The 21,381-nt window shown below is 46.6% G+C and carries 16 protein-coding genes and 1 riboswitch; of the genes, 13 read left to right on the forward strand and 3 right to left on the reverse strand.

The annotated features are described in order from the left end of the window. Positions 1-181: 181 nt before the first annotated feature. Together LKE33_08665 and LKE33_08670 are read left to right on the forward strand one after the other, a co-directional pair. A complete protein-coding gene (locus LKE33_08665; GenBank protein ID MCH3950984.1) occupies positions 182-1,549 on the forward strand; it encodes a sodium-dependent transporter in 1,368 nt (455 codons plus the stop codon). Between the two features lie 251 nt (positions 1,550-1,800). After that, a complete protein-coding gene (locus tag LKE33_08670; GenBank protein ID MCH3950985.1) occupies positions 1,801-5,079 on the forward strand; it encodes an autotransporter outer membrane beta-barrel domain-containing protein in 3,279 nt (1,092 codons plus the stop codon). Positions 5,080-5,341: 262 nt separating this feature from the next. Here the strand turns inward: LKE33_08670 and LKE33_08675 are convergent, their stop codons facing one another. After that, positions 5,342-6,514 (reverse strand): M48 family metallopeptidase, encoded by a 1,173-nt coding sequence (locus LKE33_08675; GenBank protein MCH3950986.1) that lies wholly within the window; start codon positions 6,512-6,514, stop codon positions 5,342-5,344. A gap of 304 nt (positions 6,515-6,818) precedes the next feature. On the opposite strand from LKE33_08675, the gene LKE33_08680 reads away from it, so the two are divergent. The 5 genes from LKE33_08680 (at position 6,819) to LKE33_08700 (ending at position 12,733) form a co-directional block, all read left to right on the forward strand. Continuing rightward, the gene (locus LKE33_08680; GenBank protein MCH3950987.1) at positions 6,819-7,880 is read left to right on the forward strand and encodes an AbrB family transcriptional regulator; all 1,062 of its coding nucleotides are present in this window, start codon (positions 6,819-6,821) and stop codon (positions 7,878-7,880) included. Between the two features lie 183 nt (positions 7,881-8,063). Then, a riboswitch (SAM riboswitch) is annotated at positions 8,064-8,164 on the forward strand. A 77-nt stretch (positions 8,165-8,241) separates the two neighbouring features. Then, positions 8,242-9,066, forward strand: coding sequence for a MetQ/NlpA family ABC transporter substrate-binding protein (locus tag LKE33_08685; protein MCH3950988.1), 825 nt, complete (start codon positions 8,242-8,244; stop codon positions 9,064-9,066). Positions 9,067-9,125: 59 nt separating this feature from the next. Then, positions 9,126-10,526 carry an FAD-binding oxidoreductase gene (locus LKE33_08690; GenBank protein MCH3950989.1) on the forward strand — a complete coding sequence of 467 codons (1,401 nt, stop codon included), beginning with the start codon at positions 9,126-9,128 and terminating at the stop codon, positions 10,524-10,526. Between the two features lie 38 nt (positions 10,527-10,564). Continuing rightward, the gene (locus LKE33_08695) at positions 10,565-11,389 is read left to right on the forward strand and encodes a MetQ/NlpA family ABC transporter substrate-binding protein (GenBank protein ID MCH3950990.1); all 825 of its coding nucleotides are present in this window, start codon (positions 10,565-10,567) and stop codon (positions 11,387-11,389) included. A gap of 327 nt (positions 11,390-11,716) precedes the next feature. Continuing rightward, positions 11,717-12,733, forward strand: coding sequence for a macro domain-containing protein (locus LKE33_08700; GenBank protein ID MCH3950991.1), 1,017 nt, complete (start codon positions 11,717-11,719; stop codon positions 12,731-12,733). Between the two features lie 63 nt (positions 12,734-12,796). On the opposite strand, the gene LKE33_08705 is transcribed toward LKE33_08700, so the two are convergent. Beyond that, positions 12,797-13,174, reverse strand: coding sequence for a substrate-binding domain-containing protein (locus tag LKE33_08705; GenBank protein ID MCH3950992.1), 378 nt, complete (start codon positions 13,172-13,174; stop codon positions 12,797-12,799). A 344-nt stretch (positions 13,175-13,518) separates the two neighbouring features. Between LKE33_08705 and LKE33_08710 the strand changes: the two genes are divergently transcribed. Next, positions 13,519-14,163: a VWA domain-containing protein gene (locus LKE33_08710; GenBank protein MCH3950993.1), complete on the forward strand. Its 645-nt coding sequence runs from the start codon at positions 13,519-13,521 to the stop codon at positions 14,161-14,163. 276 nt (positions 14,164-14,439) lie between these two features. On the opposite strand, the gene LKE33_08715 is transcribed toward LKE33_08710, so the two are convergent. Next, positions 14,440-15,438, reverse strand: a complete 999-nt coding sequence (locus LKE33_08715; protein MCH3950994.1) for an alpha/beta hydrolase — start codon at positions 15,436-15,438, stop codon at positions 14,440-14,442. Between the two features lie 423 nt (positions 15,439-15,861). Here LKE33_08715 and LKE33_08720 point away from each other — a divergent pair, with 423 nt between their 5' ends. The 5 genes from LKE33_08720 to LKE33_08740 all read left to right on the forward strand — a co-directional run bounded on the left by LKE33_08720 (position 15,862) and on the right by LKE33_08740 (position 21,305). Further along, entirely contained in the window at positions 15,862-17,190 is a 1,329-nt protein-coding gene (locus LKE33_08720) for a hypothetical protein (GenBank protein MCH3950995.1), read from the forward strand. A 341-nt stretch (positions 17,191-17,531) separates the two neighbouring features. Then, positions 17,532-18,881, forward strand: a complete 1,350-nt coding sequence (locus LKE33_08725; GenBank protein ID MCH3950996.1) for an ISL3 family transposase — start codon at positions 17,532-17,534, stop codon at positions 18,879-18,881. Between the two features lie 89 nt (positions 18,882-18,970). Continuing rightward, positions 18,971-19,417 (forward strand): transcriptional repressor, encoded by a 447-nt coding sequence (locus LKE33_08730; GenBank protein ID MCH3950997.1) that lies wholly within the window; start codon positions 18,971-18,973, stop codon positions 19,415-19,417. 264 nt (positions 19,418-19,681) lie between these two features. Further along, complete coding sequence (locus LKE33_08735; protein ID MCH3950998.1) at positions 19,682-20,236, forward strand: XRE family transcriptional regulator; 555 nt, start codon at positions 19,682-19,684, stop codon at positions 20,234-20,236. Between the two features lie 19 nt (positions 20,237-20,255). Further along, a complete protein-coding gene (locus LKE33_08740) occupies positions 20,256-21,305 on the forward strand; it encodes an aminotransferase class I/II-fold pyridoxal phosphate-dependent enzyme (protein ID MCH3950999.1) in 1,050 nt (349 codons plus the stop codon). The last annotated feature ends 76 nt before the right edge of the window (positions 21,306-21,381 follow it).

Genomic DNA, 21,381 nt, shown 5'->3' on the forward strand with positions numbered 1-21,381 from the left:
TATAGCTAATTGCAGCTATCTGCTAAATGCTATCGGCTGTCTGCTGGGATTTTGCTCTGCAGCCTGCCCGTACGGTTGTATCAGCCACTTTCGTTCCTGCTTTTTTTGCTTTATTCCATATAATAGGCTATACTCTTCATGTATGTCTATGCAGTAAGATTTGTAGGAAGGAAGTCAGGTAATGAAGCAAAGAGAAACGTTAGGATCGCGGTTAGGTTTTATCCTGCTTTCGGCAGGATGTGCCATTGGAGTAGGGAATGTCTGGAGGTTTCCGTATATTACGGGGCAGTACGGCGGCGGTATTTTCGTCCTGATCTATGTACTGTTCCTGATGATTCTGGGAATCCCCATTATGACGATGGAGTATGCGATGGGACGCGCCACGAAGCGGAGTATTCTCCCGGCGTACCGGATGCTTGAGCCAAAGGGAAGCAAATGGCACATCATGGGCTATCTTTCCATGGCTGGTAACTATGTGCTCCTTATGTATTATTCCGTGATTTCCGGTTGGATTTTTTATTACGCGCTGCAAATGGCCAAAGGCACTTTTTCAGGTCTCGGGACAAAAGAAGTGGGCGCCATCTTCAGCGGTATGATGTCTTCTCCGGAGATTCTCATTACGAGTATGCTTGTTGTCGTCATTTCTACGGCAGTCATCTGCAGCATGGGCCTTAAGAAAGGCGTGGAAAGCGTCACCAAGGTGATGATGATAGCGCTTCTCGTGCTGATGGTGGTCCTTGGTATCCGCAGCCTGATGCTCCCCGGAGCGGCAGAAGGTATTTCCTTCTACTTGATGCCAAACATTGCCAACATGCAGAAGGCAGGGCTCTGGAACTGTATGTACGCAGCGCTTAACCAGAGTTTCTTTACGCTCAGTATCGGTATGGGCGGTATGGAAATCTTCGGCAGCTATATTGATAAAAATAAGCGCCTTATGGGTGAAGCCGTCACGGTCACGGCGCTCGATACCTTCGTGGCAATTACCGCCGGCCTGATCATTTTTCCGGCCTGCTTTGCTTATGGTATTGCACCGGATGCCGGTCCGAAACTGATTTTCCTCACGCTGCCGCGAGTATTCAGCTCAATGGCAGGCGGGCGCATCTGGGGAACGATGTTCTTTATTTTCCTTTCTTTTGCCGCTCTTTCTACGATGATCGGTGTGTTTGAAAACTTGCAGGCTTTTGCCATTGACCTTAAGGGTGCTGCCCGCAAAAAAGCAGGTATCATTAACGGAATCGTTATTGCAATCTGTTCTGTGCCTTGTGCTCTGGGCTTCAACCTGTGGTCCTGGTTCCAGCCGCTGCGTCCCGGCAATACGGTAATGGATATGGAGGACTTCTTTGTCAGCAATATTTGTCTTCAAGTGGGTTCTCTCATCATTACCATCTTCTGCTGCTGGAAATATGGCTGGGGATTCGACCATTTCATTGCCGAAGCCAATGAAGGTGACGGCATTGCCGTACCGAGGAAGTTCCAGTGGTATTTTAAGTATGTGCTGCCTGTTATTGTAGGCTTTTTGGTGGTGTATGGGATTGTGACATATTTTTAAGTTAGCGCAAAAACCGTGCTGAATTGATGCAGTGATTCAGACCTCTTCACTTTTTGAGAAATCAGAAGTAGTGAAGAGGTCTATTTTGTATACAATAATTTTATGTAATAATAAATATCGAAAAATACTATATTCTTTAAAATAATTATGATATAATTAACTCGCATATAATTTTTATTTATTGCCAGAAAATTTGCTTATTTGACTGGAAGTTTAGAATTGTACTACTGTGAAGTGACGAGGAGAGACTTATGATGAGGGAAGGATTGAGAAGGAAAGTATTGTTGGCGCTAAGTATGACTGTAGGGGTCATGGGAACGGCGATGCCGGTGGATGCAGAATATTTGCAGATTCCTGAGAGTGGTACATTAACCCAGGCGGGAGATATTTCTTATGTCGGCTCTGGGTTTAGTGGTTTTGCTATATCTTTTAAAAATAATGACCAGCCCTATACATATACCATTAAAAGTACTGGAGGCAGTGTAACTGCCGATGGGTCTGTCGGCGGTATTTTCGTAAATAACAACCAAACATTAACGGTGGAAGCAGCTAAAAATATAACTGTTTCAGAACTTGTTGATTCTTCAGGTATGATAGTTCTTGGCGGAAATGTCAATTTAGAAGCTGGAGAAGGTATCACTATAAACGGGAATTTCTCTGGGGTGCGTGTTAGCGGGCTAGATTCTGATCCCACAACTGCTCCGGATGTAACTACACCGGGGGCTTCCGTTACTATGAAAACGGACGGGGATAATGTCATTTCGATTGGTGCTACGGGTATGCAAGGCGACGCTGTAGGAACGTATTCAGGCGTTAATCTGGCGATGACTGCCGGAGGAAGCAATCGAATTACAGCAGTGCCATCCTATATCCCAGAGTCATCAGATCTCAACTATTCCTTGGCTACATATGATCCTATTAACGGCATATCTCTCGGAGGCAGTCAAAGCAGTATTATGCCCTCTTTTGGAACTGTTGCACTGACGGCAGGGCAAGACAATGTGGTAAAAGGCAGCAGTAATGGCCTGATTGCTTCCGGGTATGCCAGTCTTGAATTCGATGAGGGTGATACCCTGCCGACGGTAGATTTTCTGCATAGTGACATCACTATGGATGCAGGCGGTGACAACCAGCTTATCGGTGACTATGATACCGGGCTTGACATTTATGCCGGTACCACCGCCACATTGACTGCCGGCGGTACCAATATAATCCAGGGACCTCAGTTTGGCGCCCACGTGGATTATTTTGCTGATCTTACTGTCAATGGCGATAGTGATATCTCGTCAGAGCAAATAGCACTCTGGACCGCTGGCAAGGCAGATACGATCCTGGATGGTCAGGACGGAACGATATCCATTACGGCGGCTTCTTCCGATACGAACAGCGATAGTACTGCAACATCGACTCCCATTGCCGTTGCGGCTATGACAGGTGGTTATACGACACTGCAAAACGGGACTTTAAAAATCAACGGTGCGACGGCTTTGGCGGCAGCGCATACGTATTATCAAGGGTGTTCTATAGACGAATTTCCTGAGTTTACTCCATATAGCAATGGAATTACTGTCGCATCTGTAAGTGTCGTGCAGCCGTCTCTTTATGCTGTTGATGTGTCGTCTGCTTATACTAAGGACAAAGAAAATCGTGCGTCCGTCATTACGGCCCTGTATGGCAAAGACAGTGAAATTAATGGCGATATCTACGCCTACGACCACGGTACGATTACGATTGCTCCGGAAGATGATGGGAAAATCGATATCAATGGGGATGTCTTTGCTTCCGGCGATGATTATCTTGCAGGCGGTGACACGCTGACGTATGCATACAACCTGAACAATCCGGAAGATGACAATATCACCACTGAAAGTAAGGTTGATATAACTCTCGATAATGCATCGATACTTGTTGGAATGGCTGATACGGGAACCCTGATGAGAAGGGAACTCTTGTTGGCAGGAAATCCGGATTCTGATTCTATGACTGATGAAGACTGGGAAAATAGTTTACCTGAGGCAGGTATCCTTAACCTCACCCTTAATAACGGCAGTGAATGGACCATGACTGATTCGTCATCCGTCACGACGTTATCCGGTTCGGGAGGATATGTCACCTATGAAAATGGCGGCAATTCTCTGGAAATCGAAAACTTGTCCGGTAATTTGACTTTTAGTATGGACCTTGATGCTGAAGACGGCAGTCAGAGTGATATGCTGTATGTCGTGAACGGCGGCGGGACGCAGACACTGAATGTAAAAAATCTTCAGTCGCTCGATAGCCAGATGGAAGTAGGAGATGTGGTCCGTTTTGCTACTATTAAGAATTCCCAGAATGAATTTGTGGATGGCAGCACGGTGGCGGTCGTTACTTCCGGAATCTATAACAATAGTTATAATATACTTTATCGTGATTATGAATCCGATCCGCTCAATACGGAAGCATACAATAATGACCGGAACGGCGGCGCTGCTTACACAGAGGACAGCAGCAAACCGGGCACGGAAATCGTGGAATCTCTCTACGGTGGTGAAGGCGCCAAGAACGTATACCTCATCAAGAACCAGACTGTAAACGATGGGGCTAAGACGCCCTCAAGGGTCAGAGATCTTGTCTGGCGTTATATGAGTGATCTTGATACGTTTACCAAGCGCAGCGGACAAAGTCAGTACTTTACGGATGAAGGAGACCGCGGCGGCTGGATCCGCCTTGGATATCACAATCTGGGCGTGGATGGCGTAGGCGAACTGGAAGGCAATACCTATGAATTAGGCTGGACCACGATTGCCCGTCAGAATGACGAACGGAAACATCGTTTCAGTGCTTCTGTGGCCTATGGGAAGCCGGATGGCTATTTTGAAGACTGGGGCGGCGACCTGACAGTACGCGACTTCTCCGTGAACCTGTACGATACTCATGAGTACTATCCTTCGGCTGAAAGTCTCGTCAATAAACCGGAATGGAAAAAGGAATCCCATGCTTACTGGGACAATTATCTGAAGTATCATCATGTAAAAACGGAATACAGTGCCATCGATCGTATGACAGGTACGATGTATGACGGCGACTATGACCAGGATATCTGGAGTCTTTCGACGGAATATGGTCATAAACTGATGATGAACAAGGATTGGTTCTGGGTGCCTCAGGCTCAGCTGCAGCTATCCTATATTGGTGGCTATGACTATAAGGATTCTCAGGGACTGAGCGTATCCGGCGACCATGACTGGAGCCTGATTGGTAGACTCGGATTTGATATCGTGAAGAAGATGGATCCGAAACTGGATAGTAAATTGTATTTCAAAGCCGGATTGCTCCATGAGTTTATGGACGGTAACGATGTAACCGTATCTGCACAAGGTGACCGTTATTTTAATGAAGGCGACCAGAGCGGAACCTGGGGTGTTTTCGGACTTGGTTATTCTGCAAAAATCGGTGAACAACAGTATTTCTATGCCGACTTTGAACGTTATGTAGGCAATGATTTCGAACGCACGTATAATATCCGTGCCGGTGTAAACTGGAAGTTCTAATTAAAAAGGTGGCTGAAGAAATGGAGGTTTCATTTCTTCAGCCACCTTTTTCGCTGTTCGTATTCCGCAGTCCGCCACCTGCTTGAGGAGGCAAAATTGCCGAGACAATTTTGCTCTTTTTTATAAAAGCGGTGTGTAAATTCTATAGCAAAAAAATCGGGTCCCATGAAGGACCCGATTTTTAGTTATTTTTCACTGCAAACCGCTTGCGGTTTGTCACCTACAGTGCGACAGGCGACCTGCGACACGCGACCGGCGAATCTCATTTCTTCGGCTTAGCGTCTGCTTCAAGTTCTACTTCTCTATCAGGGACGGTGAAAGACTTGCTGCTCTTTAAGGAGTTGAGTCTCTGAGCCAGTGTATTCGCATCGGGGTCACCGTTGACGCTCGTCATAATAGCCTGGTTCCCGAGGTAAACCGTAGAACCGTCAGAAGTTGCAGGCTGCTGGTTCTGGTGATTCCGATAAGCTCTTACGAGGTTGCCCATTACGAAATAGGAGCGTTCTTTAGCCGACATATCGCCGCTTGCTGCCGGCGTAACAAACTCTTTACCGCCGATTTTAATCACGCCGTCGTCATCCTTGACATCACCGCCGGTCAGGTCGGACAAGCGTTTGGCGTAGTTATCGCGGCGCTGTTTATTGGTCGGGTGGTCGGAAGGAGAGAAGACTTCGCGGATGGCGCTGCTGTTTGAGCTCTTGGTACGATCCATGACGCGCTGCCACATAGCGGCCGACGCACCAGGGTTATAATCAGAGTGGAGCAGATAGGTGAGAGACAGGTTGTCCGCTTCCCATTCATCGGATTTTGTAATCTGGACACTATCGATTTGGTTAACGAGGATGTTCAGCAGATAATCCGTCAAACTGCTGCCTGCTGCGCCGCTGATGACACCCGCTGCAACGGCAAGACGCATCTTCTTGCGGGCTGCCGAGACGACGTGATCTTTCTGGCCGTGCCCCATTTCGTGGAGTAGTACAACCGCAATTTCATCGGGATTGGTCGTCATGGAATACATACCCGTATTGACACTCATGACATGTCCCATACTGCAGAAAGCGTTAAAACTTGTATCGTTGTTGATGAAATAAAGATACGGTTTCTGATAGATGGTATTATCTACAGATCCGATAGCACCGGTAAGGTTATCCATCATTGTCGAAAGCTGTCCGTTGAGGTTTCCGTCATAATTGACACCGAGTTTTTCCTTGTAGGTTTTCAGGAGTTCCTGGCGGCCTTCTTCGGTATTATTGTAGTGGTCCAGCGCCTTATCGACCTGAGCGTAGGCGGCCGCTCCCTGCACACCGGCAAGAATGGCACCTATAAAATCGGCATGGGCCTCCGGGACCGGCATAGTCGTAAAGGAAATCCCAATACCAAGTATTCCTGCCATAACGGTAGAAACTAATTTCTTCCTTGCAAGATTCATCTTCATTCCAAATACCTCCTTGATTAACTTGGCACAAAGAATGTAAGCTGTTTCTTCTTATTTTACTACAATCCGGAAAAGAAGGAAAAGAATTATTCGCTTTCCGCAGTCAGTACTACGCCAGGGCATCTAACTTCATGAATACATTGCTACTGTCATTTATTTTTATCGCCTCTTTATTGCCTATCAGCCGGTTGACATCAGCTCTTAGCTATCTGCTAACTGCTATCTGCTGCTTTTCCAACTCTTTCATTCTCCCACCGTTTCATATATAATGATTCCATAACTCATTTCAGAGGGGAGAAGTGACATGCAAAAACGTTTGCTCGTGTTCATTACTGCGGCGCTCATCGGCTATGTGCTGCGGCAACTGGGAATCCCCATCCCGTACATGCTGGGCGGGATTATTTCAGCGTTCTCCTTCAAGACTTTTCGCGATAATTCCCTTTCCTGGCCGGTTAAACTGCGCAATGCTATGCTGGGCGTGGCCGGGTACGGCATCGGCAGCAATTGTACGTTCGAAACGTTTGTCAAACTGAGTCAGGAAACGATTGGTATTTTCGGCGCGTGTCTGAGTACTCTTTTTGTTTCCGTCCTGGTAGCCATTTATATGCACCGTCATACTTTTGCCAATCTCTTAAGCAGCATTATGGGCTGCATGCCCGGCGGTATGACGCAGATGACGCTCCTCATGGAAGAGTACCGGGATGCTGACGAAAATGTCGTTGTTGTGTCACAGTGTCTGCGGCTTTTCGTCGTTGAGGTGAGTGTGCCTTTCCTTGCCATTAACCTGTTTGGCGGGACAATTACGAAAGCCGCTTCCATGGGGCTTGCCGCGACGGCAGTTTCTGATTTTATGAAGGTCTTTCATACGGGCTGGCTCGTGATGATTCCCCTGGCTGTTGCCGGTCAGTTCATTGCCAAAAAGATTCATATGCCGACAGGAAATCTGCTGGGTCCGATTCTTCTTACGGCCATCTTTGCTACATTTTTCGGTCATACGCCTCCTGTGCCGCCGCCTGTCATGGCGTTTGCACAGCTGAATATCGGGCTTTACATCGGCATGATGCTGGGCCGTGAGAAACTGCTTCGGACGCGTGTTCTCATTCCGAACGTGCTGATTGGTTCGGTGCTTATGGTCGCAACGAGTGCAGCCGTGGCTGTCATCATTTCAAGACTTTATCATTTTTCCTCCATTACAGCGTTTCTGGCAGTGGCACCCGGAGGCATTACGGAGATGTGCCTTGCCGGACTGGAGATGAATCAGAATGTTGCAATCATCCTGACGTATCAGTTGATCCGTGTGCTGATGCTCAATTTTGCCGTCCCATTTGCGATTCGTCATTATTTCGGGAAAGAAGCTACGGGCTAGGGAGTAGTCAATCTTTCTGTGCTTAAGGTCGTCAACTTGTGGGCAGACAGATGACATTTAGTTGTCATCTTGTTCATTTATTTACAGTTTTTCTAAATTTCTTTCTTCTTAAAAAATATTTTGATTATCTTCTTGACATTTTTGGAAAACAGTCGTACTATCTGAAACATCAACTACATATTTCCTTCATCAAGAGCAGTCGAGGGATTGGCCCGATGACACTGCGGCAACCCCCTTAAAAGGGATAGGTGCCAAGTCCAACGGTATTAACCGACAGATGAACGTATTTAGCGTTTGAAGCCGTCATCTGTTGACGGCTTTTTTCTTTGTGAGGGAAGAAAAGAAAGGAATTGATTTTGTCATGAGAAACAAACTGAGAATCTTCGTCACGGGTGCTTTGATCGCTGCTTCCTGCCTTTCCATTCTGGGATGCGGTTCTTCCTCTGCAGATAAGAGTGCAGGAGCCAAGAAGGAAATCAAGGTCGGCGTAACCGCCGGTCCTCACGCAGAAGTCATGGAAGAAGTGGCCAAGGAAGCCGCTAAGCAGGGCATCACGATTAAAGTCGTTGAATTTAACGATTTTGTTCAGCCCGATAAGGCTCTTTCCGATAAGGACCTCGACATGAACTCTTACCAGCATCAGCCTTATCTTGACAACATTGTCAAAAAACAGGGTCTCAAGCTGAAATCCATCGGCAAGACCATTTTGATGCCGATGGCTGTATATTCCCACAAATATAAATCCCTGAAGGACGTCGAAGACGGTGCCAAGGTTACGATTCCTAACGATCCGACCAACGGGGCCCGCGGTCTTCTCCTGATTCAGCAAGCCGGGCTGATTAAATTGAAGAATGGCGATTCCATCGAAGCTACGCCGGCCGATATCGTAGAAAATCCGAAACATCTGCAGTTCATCGAACTGGATGCCGCTCAGATTGCCCGCAGCCTGGATGATTCCGATGTGGCCTGTGTCAACACCAACTATGCCATTCCTGCCGGCCTGAACCCGGTGAAGGATTCTCTCCTGGTAGAATCCAAGGAATCTCCGTACGCCTGCGTCCTGGCCGTCCGTGAAGGCGATGAAAACAACGAAGATTATAAAAAAGTGCTTGCTGTTTACCAATCCGACCCGATCAAGAAATTTGTCCAGGATCATTTCAAGGGAACCATTGTTCCTGCATTCTAAGATTCTGCGAAACTAGTATCATACATTATTTTTAATTTTTAACGAAGGTGACTGTATCCATGAAAACGTATCAACCAGTAACGGATGAAGTGGTCGAAAAGCTTAAGGCCATTGTCGGTCCCAGCCATGTAAAAACTGACAAGGATATCCTCGTGCAGTATCAGACGGATTATGAAACCAATCCGGCGATGTTTCACATGCCTGAGGCGGCCGTCATTCCGGGAAATGCCGAAGAAATTGCGGCGATTGTCAAACTCGCTAATGAGTATGATTTCCCGATTACGGTTCGCAGCGGCGGTACGAGCCTGGCAGACGGTGCGATTCCGGTCTGCGGCGGTATCGTTCTCAGCATGGAACGGCTCAATAAGATTCTGGAGCTGAACGAGGAAGGCATGTACATGACGGTGGAAGCCGGTGTCCGTACGATTGACCTGCAGAAGGAAGCCCACAAACACGGCCTTCTGTATGCAGGCGACCCTTCCAGTGCGGAAAGCTGCATGATTGGAGCCAATCTGGCTACGAATGCAGGTGGCCTGGAAGCCGTTCGTTACGGGGTGACGCGTGACCAGGTTTATTGCCTGGAAATGGTTTCACCGACCGGTGAAATCGTACAGTGCGGCAGCATCCTGAAAAAGTGTTCTACCGGTTATGATCTGGAGCAGCTCATCATAGGCAGCGAAGGGACGCTCGGCATCATTACGAAAGTGACGGTCAAATTGGTGCCACTGCCTCCGTACCGCTTTGATGTGCTGGCAATCTACACGGATCCTCATAAGGCCCTCCACATGGTGCCGAAGCTGCTCAAGGCCGGAATCAATCCGACGAGCGTGGAATATATGGATAATTCCTATGTTCGTGGTTGCGCAGATTACTGTAAATATGATAATATGCCTCATTATGAGGATGGTATTTACGTCATCATTACAGTGGAAACTTTCCGGGAAGACGAGCTCGACAGCAAGATGGAAACGGTCAGTGACATCTGTGAAGAATCGGGTGCCGTTGATGTCCTCGAAGCAGATGAACGCGTCTGGAACATGCGCCGCAGCTGCCAGCCTTCGTGCGAACTCATCAGCAAGGTATTCCTGACAGATGATGTCGTGGTACCGGTTCATAAGATTGCTTCCACTATAGAAAAAATTATGGAAATCAGTGAAAATTATCCCTTCCAGGCTAAAATCAATGCCCATATCGGCGACGGCAACATGCATATTGTATTGTGCAAGACCAATATGACCGATGAGGAATGGGAAAAGAACGTCGAGGAATTCCATCAGCAGGTATATGCTTATGCGTATTCCGTCGGTGGCAGACTGGCCGGGGAACATGGCATTGGCGCCAAGAAACTGAGATATATGGAAGAATTTACGCCGAGCAGCGAACTCAATGTCATGAAGACCATTAAGCGCGCCATGGATCCGAAACTGATCCTGAACCCGGGCAAAGTCATTGATGCATAGTTCATTAAAAAATTAAAATAAAAAAGGAGAGTCTCATTATGAAAAAATTGATTGCATGCTTTTTGGCAGTGCTCGCCCTTGCTGGTCTCACGGCCGGCTGCGGCGGCGACAACAAGGATTCGAAGGCTGCCAGCGGGGACAAGAAAGCAGTCCTGAAAGTCGGTGCAACACCGGTACCGCACGCGGAAATCCTGAACCACATCAAAGATGCCCTGGCTAAAGACGGCGTGGATCTGCAGGTCGTGGAATTCACCGATTATGTGAAGCCGAACCTGAGCCTGAACGACAAGGAACTGGATGCCAACTTCTTCCAGCATGAACCGTATCTGAAGAAGTTCTGTGAAGATCGGAAACTGAACCTCGTCGCTCTGTGCAAGGTACATATCGAACCGATGGGTGTATATTCCAAGCGCATCAAAGATATTAAAGATGTCAAGGATGGCGCTGTAGTGGCTATTCCTAACGATCCGACCAACGGCGGACGTGCTCTCAACATTCTTGAAAAAGCCGGCCTGATTAAACTGAAGGAAGGTATTGGCATCGCTGCTACGGTAAATGATGTGACCGAAAATCCGAAGAACATCAAGATTCAGGAAGCTGAAGCTGCTATGCTGCCGCGTACCCTGGACGATGTTGACCTTGCCGTCATCAACTCCAACTTTGCACTGGAAGCAAAGCTGAACCCGACCAAGGATGCAATCTTCATCGAACCGAAAGATTCTCCTTATGCTAACGTCATCGCTGTCAGAAAAGGCGATGAAAACCGTCCTGAAATCCAAAAGCTGAAAAAAGCGCTGCTGACTGACGACGTAAAGAAGTTCATTGAAGAAAAATACAAAGGATCCATTGTTCCTGCATTTTGATGGAAGAATCAAGGGCCTGCCGCAAAAAGCGACAGGCCCTTTTTCGCATTCAGCCGTACCACGCTGCCGCAGGCCAGTTGCCGAAGGCGACCAAAGCTTTAATTCAGTCAAACCGAAGGTTTGGCTATCATCTGCAATCTCTTTCCACGCAGTCGGAAGGAAGGGCCACGAAGTGGCGGAGGATAGTTTTCTTCTTTTTGCGCGAAACGCCACAGCTTTTCGCTGTCTGCTGTCTGCCGCAATTTTCTTATCCTATTTTCCACCCACCATACCCATCCTTTCCATGTTACAATAAAAATATATCAGTAAGAAAAGTGGGGGATTATCGTGCCGTTTACCATCCTTAGACAAGATATTACACAGATGAAAGTCGACGCCATTGTGAATTCGGCCAATAAAGATCTTTCCATGGGCGGCGGTACCTGCGGCAGCATCTTTAAGGCTGCCGGTACCAAGGCACTCCAGGAAGCCTGCGCTAAGTTGGGACCTATTCGTATCGGAGATGCCGTCATCACACCGGGATTTCATTTGCCGGCAAAATATATTATTCATACGGCAGGGCCTGTGTACAACCGGCTTCATTCCGCTCAGTGTGAAAAAGCGCTCCGGTCCGCCTATGAAGCTGCGCTTCAGCTTGCACTGAGGCAGCATCTGAAGAGCATTGCGTTTCCGCTGATTTCAACTGGTCTTTTCGGATATCCTAAGGCGGAGGCGCTGCAGATTGCTGTATCTGAAATCAAGCAGTTCCTTGAGCTCTATGAGATGGATGTCTATTTAGTCATTTATGATAAGGATTCCTTTATTATCAGTGAGTCTCTCATGGGTGATGTTCAGAGCTTCATCGATGAGCATTATGTGAAGACGCACGAGCCTCCGCTCAATCGTCGCCGGGATATCGAAATCAACGCATTGATGATTGAAAATCGAGGGCTGGATGTCACTCACGAAACCGGAGCACTTCCTGAGGATAAGAGTCTCCTGGAACAGCTTGAACATCTAGATGAGCCCTTTAACCAGGCTCTCCTGCGCCTGATTGATCAGAAAAAAATGAAAGATTCCGATGTCTATAAGAAAGCAAATATTGACCGCAAACTTTTTTCCAAGATTCGCAAGGGAAAAGGGTATATGCCGAGCAAAAAGACCATTCTGGCACTTGCTGTCGCACTGGAACTTACGCTTCCCGAAACGGATGCACTGCTCGCAAAGGCAGGATATACGCTCTCTGACAGCATCAAATTTGACGTGATTTTGCAGTATTTTATCGTAAACCGGAACTATGATATTTTTACCATCAATGAGGTATTGTTTAAGTTTGACCAGCCATTGTTGGGAAATGTAGGGTAATGCAGACTGCATTACAAAGCCCGTTTCTGGCCTTAGTCAGGAACGGGCTTTGTTAATTTTTATTTATTCATTTTCTCCGAGTCTCTTTTTAAATTCCTGTAAAAAGAGGCGGGCAGGAGCCGAGAGATAACGGTACTTTTTCCAGATAAGATAACTCGGCTCGGTAAGCTGCGGTGAAAGGGGACGAAAAATAAGTTCATCTGGATTTATCGGAGATAAATCTTTAAAGGTAAGAACATTCCCCATACCGCCCAGAACCATTTTGATTCCGTTATTGATGAGGGAGTATGTTCCCGTAATTGTCAAATTGGAAAGATTTTTGTGAAACCATTTTTCAATCGTTCCATTGCGGATTGATTGTTCTGAGAGGATAAGAGGTTTATCGATGAGGTCTTCCGGTGTAAGCATATCTTTTTTGGTAAGTTCGCTATCTTTCTTCATAAGCAGGCTGCCGATAGCATTTAGCCATTAGCTGCAGATAGCTTGAAGGCTACAAAAACGCATTTAGTTTCACTTTCGACAGAGTGGCCAGGGGATAGTGGTGTAGTGGGTAGTACAATCGTGTGGGCATTTTATTGGCGGATTCTTGATGTAGATTACAACTGAAATATTAAATTAAAGACTATTTTATTCATTTAAAGCTAAATTGCAGCAGCAATTTTTCATCCTCTGGCGACTGGCGACCTGCGACGTGAGACCAGCGGCATTTATCACTTGTCGCCTTCAAAGCGACCATTCTGCCTCTGAAACCAGTTAAGATAGAGTCAAATAAGGAGGCAGATACTATGAGCAACAAGACTGAATTGGTTTTTATCCTCGACAAATCCGGGTCCATGGGTGGTTTGGAATCTGACACGATTGGCGGCTACAATACGATGCTTGAGAAGCAGAAAAAAGTTGATGGCACCTGCACGGTGACGACGGTACTCTTTAACCAGTCGAACCAAATTTTGCATGACCGCATCGATATCAGAGCTATCGAACCGCTGACAGAAAAGGATTATACCGTGGGCGGCGGTACGGCGCTCCTTGACGCCATCGGAACGACGATTCACAAAATCAGTGCCGTGCAAAAGCACACAGCAAAAGACTATCGTGCGGATAACGTGCTTTTTGTCATCATTACTGACGGAATGGAAAATTCCAGTTGTGAATATTCACCGCACCGCATTCGGAAGATGATCAAGGAACGACAGGAAAAGTACGGCTGGGAATTTATCTTCCTCGGTGCCAATATTGATGCCGAGGAGACGGCTGAAGGCTTTGGCATCAAGGCAGACCATGCCGCCGATTATCAGGGAGACAGCGTGGGAACAAAATTAAACTATGAGGTCATGAGTGATACAGTTGCGTCCTTCAGGGAAACCGGATCGCTCGATGTAAAAACGCTGGATAGAATCCGCAGCTACAAGGGAAAAGTGGAGAAATAAGTATAAAAACAGTGCTGTGAGGCATGTTCTCTCACAGCACTGTTTCGCTGGCCGCTGGCCGCAGGTCGCTGGTCGCCGCTGGAAAAAAATTGCCGTGGCAATTTTTTTGAACATACAAAAACAAGCTCTTACAGTCAGGCTAAATGTTAAAAAATGGGTTTAGTTTCCATTTTAATTGTCCTAGGGCGCAGCAATCTGCCGAATATCCTGTAAGGCCTCGGACGAACCTTTTCCAGGACGCCCGAGGCTTTGCTTATTTCTTATTTTATCAGTACTTCACTTACTTAATAAGGCCGTTGTGAAATGGGTGACCGTTTGCCAAAATGCATTGGTTTTTTCTGCATTCGGCGCTGCATTATCGAATCCGTGATAAAGTCCGGGAATGACATGGAGTTCCGTTGTAATGCCATTTTCAATCAGTCTGTTTGCATACGCGATGTCTTCATTGACAAAAAGGTCCAGATCACCGACATAAATCAGAGCCGGCGGCAGATGGTCGAGGCGCTGCGCACGAATGGGCGAGAAATAGCCAACCTGGTCTGATGGAATCGTTTTGCCGCCGCGGAGCTTTTGCCAGGCAAAGACATTCGTTTCCGGATTCCATAAAATTTCACCCGTGTTCGGTGACTTGTACGGATCATCTTTGCTGCCGGTCCGATCATCCAGCATCGGATAAACCAGAACCTGTCCTTTTAAAGGAATTGCATCATGGTCACGATTATAGAATGCCATAGCTGCCGTAAGTCCGCCTCCGGCACTGTTACCCATGATGATGATTCGATTCTTGTCAAGTCCGAGCTGCTCGCTTTTGTCATAAAAATACCGCAGTCCTTTATACGCATCTTCGACGGCCGCCGGGAATGGCGCTTCCATTGATGTACGATATTTGGGAGTCACTATGGCAGCCTGCAGCCGGTCAGCCATTTTTTGATAGGAAGCAGAATGATAGTAGGCGCGCCGCATCAGATACCCGCCGCCATGCGAATAATAGATAATAGGCAGCTTGTCTGTCTGTGCTTGCTGCGGACGATAGATCCGCAGTTCCAAATCGTCAACCGTAAGGATAGAAGGATGGACTGCGCGGTCTTCTGTTGTGAGATGGACCTTGTCTTCCGCCTGTACGTCTTCATCACTGGTCAAATTCAGAGTGAGGTAGGGAATCGCTGCCCGATATTCAGGATCGACCTGATGGATGGTTTGTGGTGCTGCTATTGCAGATGGTGACAGCAGCGAGATGGCTAAGGCTATTATAAGAATGAGTTTACGATGATTCATTATCAATCACTCCCTTTATAATATGACATCCCCTCACAGGGATTCTCTCTTTTTCAATGAGTTGCCTCTGTTTGATATTTTCATTTTAGGACTGGAAATGGGATGACGGAAGGCTCGATATGTTATGCTGTGTTAACCCCAGGGTTAGGATGACTTTGAAGGATGCAAAAGCCAATTGCCGGGAGCATTCTTTATTTTTACTTTATTCCAGCCGTCAGGCCGTACTATTCTGCTGAAGAAGATACCCAAAACTATATGCAGCCATCAGCCTGCTATCTGTCTTAAGATAAACTAACGAACTGCCCGCACTGCGGCACTAATCACTAATTTCTACTCACTAACTTTCTTTCCTCAAATTTCTCCTTATGAAATTTTCTCAAATCTGCTACAATACAGACGAAGTTATCATAAGGAGGTTTCGTTATGCGTGTGAATAAAGGTAAAAAATCTTATTTAAGTGCTGCCCTTAAAGCTGTACTGCCCGTCATGATCGGCCTGTCTGCTGTTTTCCCGGCAGGAGTTTCTGCGGCACCGAAGGCACTCGATGTCATTGGGATAGCACGGGTTTTCGGTGACGGTGAAAAGGTCTCTGAAGCAGCTGTACTGTATTCCGAACCGATTGATCCCGCTACGGTGGATGCAGCAGATTATGAAGTGGCAGGGAAAAAGATCGAGGCTGTTTCCGTAAATTCCATTCCTGCTATGTCCGCAAGGAAGGCTCCCGGAAAGTACGTTGTACTGAAGTTTAAACAAGAAAATACCGTTTCCATGAATCCCCTTGGCAAGAAACCGCCTCGCCGCGGCGGTGGTGATCCCGGTTCCGGTAAAACCATTTCTCATTCGGACCGCATGGCTCCTGACCTTTCCATCGCTGTGCAGCAGGTAGGCACAGTCGAAAATACCAAAGGGGAAGCAGCGCCTGTTATGACTGAACCTCTCAGCTCCTCGCGCACCCTGGAACCTGATCTTTCTCGTTTTACGCAGCAAGTTTACAACGATCCTAAAACGGGAATTCAGCTGCCGTACAATCTTTTCCTTCCAAAAAACTATGATTCTTCGAAAAAGTATCCGCTGGTATACTTTGGCGTTGATATGAGCGGCAATAATAATGATTTGACGACGCCCCTTTATCAGGGAAACGGTGCTATCGTCTGGACCGATCCTGAGTTCCAGAGGATGCATCCCTGCATTGTCGTGGCACCGCAGTACACGGATTCCCTGGTCAACAAGCTGGGAATGATGACGACGGACGATAATGTATGGACGCCGGGCCTTGAACTCGTGAAAGATTTCCTTTATGACATGCTCGATACTTATAGTGTGGATAAAGACCGCGTGTATGGTACCGGACAATCCCAGGGCGGCATGGCCAACATTGCCATCAGTGACCGTTATCCGGACCTCTTTGCAGCCCAGTACCTGGTGGCCTGCCAGTGGAACACGAATGAGATGATGGCGCTTAAAGATAAGAAGCTCTGGATTACGGTCTGCGAAGGGGATACGAAAGCATTCCCGGGAATGAACGCGGCCACGTCAATGTGGGAAAAGGCCGGCACGAAGGTAGCGCGTAATACGGAATTCTGGGACAGCACAGCTTCTCCTGCTGTTCTGGACAAGAAGGTAGACGCGCTGATTCGTGAAGGGGCGCCGATTAACTACACGGTATTCAAAGGCGGAAATCATATGTATACTTGGTCGTTTGCTTATCAAATTCCTGAAATCCGGGAATGGATTTTTGCGCAGCATAAGTAATTCGTCCACAATTTGAAGGAACACAGTGCTTCCTGCGGATTGATAAGAGTCAGTTCGTAAGAAGTACTGTGTATTTTTATTCACACTTTTTATCTTAAATTTGTCAAGAATGTATCGGCAGTCTTTCAAACAAGAACGAATAGCTCGATAAGATATAATAAAAAATCATCAATTTTACTTAATCAATGATTATTGGTATAAGTTTCAAAAAAATTCAGTTGACTTTTGAAAAATATTAGGTTCTTCACGGAAATTTGTGGACTAAAAGACATTTGACTATTGAAAAAGGACATTAACTCCTCCAAAATATAAGCGACGAAACCATACCTTGGGAGGAGAAAATGTCCTTTACTAATTACACTATTCAAAATAATGCAGAATGTCAAGATGTCTTTTACAATGTCTTCATGCCAGAAGACCCTTTTGATGACAGCCAGGAAATAGTTGTTTGCAGTGAAAAGAAATATACCGACTTCCGTTGTCCCAAATGCGGTCAGAAAATGTATTCCTACGAACCATTTTCCACCTACTTGAAAAGCTTCCCTGCGTATCCTGAGCATACCAGGATGATCCGCTTTGAAGGGCATCGTTTCCGTTGCTCCTGCTGCCATGCAACGATCACTGAACCTATTCCTTTTAAATATCCCGGAACTCGCATTACCATGAGGGCTTCCCTTTGGATTGAGACGCTGCTTCGTAATGGAATCCCTGCCAATGCAATTGCTAAGATGTCAGGAATTCACTGGAGCACGATTCGCTATGTCCACAAACAGCTCATGGATGAATCTCTCGATAAATATGAAATGGAATTGGAGCTGACCTCTTACAAGCCCCGTTTCCTGGCCATCGATGAGTTTGCTATCCATAAGGGACACACCTATGCCACTTGCGTCATGGATTTAGCGACAGGTTATATTCTCTGGGTCGGCAGAGGTCGGGCGATAGCTGACTTCGAGCATTTCTTCAAGGAATATGATCAGACAAAGCTGACAGAGGTCAAGGCAGTCGCCATGGACATGAACGCTTCCTACAACAAGCTGGTACAAGAACATCTGCCGCAAGCTAAGGTCGTGTATGATCGTTACCACATGCAGGCTCAATTTGGGAAGGAAGTATTAGGTGTAGTAAGACTTGATGAGGCCAGAATGCATAGGGATAAAGCCAACGACATGCAAGAAGCATTAAAAGACGCAAGTGCTGAAGACAAGCCGGCTTTGAAAGAGCGGATATCCGAGGAAAAGAAGAACTACCGCACATTGAAGAAAGTCCGCTGGCCGTTACTCACCAATGAAGATAGGCTGAATCCTAAGAGCAAAGAAGCGTTGCAGGCCATCTTTGCAGAGCACGAGGATCTGGCAATATGTTATTCCATGAAGGAAGAGATGGTAGCCCTCTATGAATTAAGGGACTATGACAAGGCTCTTGCAGGATGGAAGCGCTGGTTTAAAGCTGCACTAGGCAGCGGGATTCCGGCCCTGGTTAGGTTTGCTAAGATTAAGCTGCCAAGGATAGACGGTCTGGTGAACCATGCCCTGTACCCGATAAACACAGGGAAGCTTGAGGGTTTCAACAACAAGATTAAAGTGGCCAAAAGAAGAGCGTACGGATACAGAGATGATGAGTACTTTTTCACGTTAATTCGCTACCTCTCAATTCCGACCGTAAGAGGTATACTCCCGAAAAAAACGTGAAGAACCAAATATTATATATGATTATAAGTAGAAAACGATTATTTTTAATATTACCATTCCCGGTAAGATGTTAAGGGAGGGATAGGGTTATGTATACCGCTGAAGAGCTTTCTAGTATTCTGAGGAGCAATGGATGTAAGGTGACTCCGCAGCGTTTGGTCGTGTATGATATGCTGGCACATACGACCGAGCACCCGACAGCCGAAATGATTTATGAGACGATTCGCCAGCAGTATCCGACGATGAGCTTTGCTACTGTCTATAAGTCCGTTGAAATTTTCAGGAGATTGGGCGTTATTCAGGTGCTCAATACGGGCGAGGACAGTTACCGCTATGATGCCAATATTTCCGAGCATCCTCATATTCGCTGCACCAAGTGCGATAAAGTATGTGATGTTTCCCATCTGGAAGCAGATGCAGTGGAACGCATGGTCGCGGAAGAGACCGGCTTTGATGTGAGGGGGCACCAGTTCTATTTCTATGGTCTGTGCCCGGACTGCCAGAAGAAATTAAAAGAAAGTCAAAAAAGAAGATAAGATCAGTTTCAGGCTGCTTCAGTTTTGAGGCAGCCTTTTTGTTTTATTCTGCTGTTTGCAGTTAGCTGCTGACTGGCCAGGTCCGTGAAAAATATTTATTTTTTACAGGCCTGGTTTTTGGCATTTAAAGAACCCGTTTTTTAGAATCGTATTGACAATTGCAATAGATAACTATATAATGAAGGAAATTCCGATATAATGGAAATTCCAATATAATGAAATTTTAGATACCCCATTTAAAATTCGACAGTAAGGAGGCGGAATATGAATATCCAGGACAACATTGCCGATAACCTGAAAGAAATCCGTGCAAAAAAACAACTGACACTTGATGAAGCGTCGCGGCTCACGGGCGTTTCGCGAAGCATGCTTTCTTCTATTGAAAAGGGAGATGTGAATCCGACCATTTCCGTGCTCTGGAAAATTGCCAATGGGTACAAGGTTAAATTTTCTTCCTTGATGGAAGATAAGAAACAGCAGAACCGGATGATTCCGGTTGATACGATCCAGCCGTTGACTGAAGGCGACGGCCGTTATATCAACTATCCAATTTTTCCTTTTGATGAGAAGCGGCTTTTTGAAACGTACCGTATCCGCATTGACCGCGGCGGCCATCTGGAGGCACAGCCGCATATGCCCGGTACGGAGGAATATATTACCGTGTTTTCGGGAAAGGTCAGGATTACCGCAGGGGATGAAAGTTTCGATTTGAATGAAGGGGATTCCCTTCACTTTCTCGCTGATGTCCCTCATTCCTATCGCAATACGGGGACAAAGACGGTGTGGTTATCCATGATTTTATACTATCGACCATTGTAATAAAGGAGGTTCACTGATTATGTATTCTTTTGCTTGTGACTATTTGGAAGGCTGCCATAAAGACGTGCTCAAGGCTCTCTGTGAAACCAACATGGAACAGGCTCCCGGTTATGGTGCCGACCGCTTTTCCAAGTTGGCCGCTGATGAAATTTGTGAGGCCTGCGAAGACCCCAAAGCTTCTGTTTACTTTGTAAACGGCGGAACCCAAACAAACCAACTCATCATCGATACGATGCTGGAATCCTATGAAGGTGTCCTTGCGGCCCAGACCGGCCATGTCAATGTACATGAAGCCGGCGCTATCGAGTTCAGCGGTCATAAAGTGCTGACCCTTCCGGCCCATGATGGGAAGGCTTCTGCAAAAGATGTGGAAGAATATGTAACCCGTTTCTATAATGACGGGAACTATGAACATATGGTTTTCCCAGGTATGGTCTATATTTCTCATCCTTCTGAATACGGCACGCTTTATACGGCACAGGAATTAAAGGATCTCTCCGACGTCTGCCACAAGCATAATCTGAAACTCTTCCTCGACGGAGCTCGTCTCGGATACGGATTGGAAGCAGAAGGTACGGATGTGACGCTGCCTCTGATTGCCAAGCTTTGTGATGTGTTCTATATCGGCGGAACGAAAGTCGGCGCCCTGAACGGTGAAGCTATCGTATTTCCACACGGCAAGGAACCGTCTCATTTCCTGACGAGAATTAAGCAGCACGGCGCTTTGTTTGCCAAGGGCAGACTTGTGGGCGTCCAGTTTGCCGCTTTGTTCAAGGATAACCTTTATCGCCGCATCAGTAAAAATGCCATCGAGAAGGCAAAACAAATCCGTCAGATTTTTGAAGATGCCGGATGCCCGTTCTATATTGATTCCCCGACAAATCAGCAGTTTGTGATTCTGGAAAACAGTGTTATAAAAGAACTCAGCAAGTACGTGGAATTCGGGTTCTGGGAAACCTATGACGCTAATAACACGGTGGTTCGCTTTGCTTCCAGCTGGGCGACTACACAGGAAGGCATCGAAGAGCTGCGCCGGGCCGTTGACATTTGTATCAAAAATAAAAAGTAAGATCATCGATAAAAGGGCTGTAAAAAAAATAAAAAGCGCTTTTGGCTTATGGCACTTAGCTTCACCTGCAACAGTG

Origin of the sequence: Acidaminococcus sp., from assembly GCA_022482815.1 — a bacterium.
Lineage (GTDB): Bacteria > Bacillota > Negativicutes > Acidaminococcales > Acidaminococcaceae > Acidaminococcus.

Excerpts from the sequence above, each read along its gene's own strand:
- LKE33_08665 (MCH3950984.1), top strand. The coding sequence starts at position 182 with ATGAAGCAAAGAGAAACGTTAGGATCGCGGTTAGGTTTTATCCTGCTT.
- LKE33_08670 (MCH3950985.1), top strand. The coding sequence starts at position 1,801 with ATGATGAGGGAAGGATTGAGAAGGAAAGTATTGTTGGCGCTAAGTATG.
- LKE33_08675 (MCH3950986.1), bottom strand. The coding sequence starts at position 6,514 with ATGAAGATGAATCTTGCAAGGAAGAAATTAGTTTCTACCGTTATGGCA.
- LKE33_08680 (MCH3950987.1), top strand. The coding sequence starts at position 6,819 with ATGCAAAAACGTTTGCTCGTGTTCATTACTGCGGCGCTCATCGGCTAT.
- LKE33_08685 (MCH3950988.1), top strand. The coding sequence starts at position 8,242 with ATGAGAAACAAACTGAGAATCTTCGTCACGGGTGCTTTGATCGCTGCT.
- LKE33_08690 (MCH3950989.1), top strand. The coding sequence starts at position 9,126 with ATGAAAACGTATCAACCAGTAACGGATGAAGTGGTCGAAAAGCTTAAG.
- LKE33_08695 (MCH3950990.1), top strand. The coding sequence starts at position 10,565 with ATGAAAAAATTGATTGCATGCTTTTTGGCAGTGCTCGCCCTTGCTGGT.
- LKE33_08705 (MCH3950992.1), bottom strand. The coding sequence starts at position 13,174 with ATGAAGAAAGATAGCGAACTTACCAAAAAAGATATGCTTACACCGGAA.
- LKE33_08710 (MCH3950993.1), top strand. The coding sequence starts at position 13,519 with ATGAGCAACAAGACTGAATTGGTTTTTATCCTCGACAAATCCGGGTCC.
- LKE33_08715 (MCH3950994.1), bottom strand. The coding sequence starts at position 15,438 with ATGAATCATCGTAAACTCATTCTTATAATAGCCTTAGCCATCTCGCTG.
- LKE33_08720 (MCH3950995.1), top strand. The coding sequence starts at position 15,862 with ATGCGTGTGAATAAAGGTAAAAAATCTTATTTAAGTGCTGCCCTTAAA.
- LKE33_08725 (MCH3950996.1), top strand. The coding sequence starts at position 17,532 with ATGTCCTTTACTAATTACACTATTCAAAATAATGCAGAATGTCAAGAT.
- LKE33_08730 (MCH3950997.1), top strand. The coding sequence starts at position 18,971 with ATGTATACCGCTGAAGAGCTTTCTAGTATTCTGAGGAGCAATGGATGT.
- LKE33_08735 (MCH3950998.1), top strand. The coding sequence starts at position 19,682 with ATGAATATCCAGGACAACATTGCCGATAACCTGAAAGAAATCCGTGCA.
- LKE33_08740 (MCH3950999.1), top strand. The coding sequence starts at position 20,256 with ATGTATTCTTTTGCTTGTGACTATTTGGAAGGCTGCCATAAAGACGTG.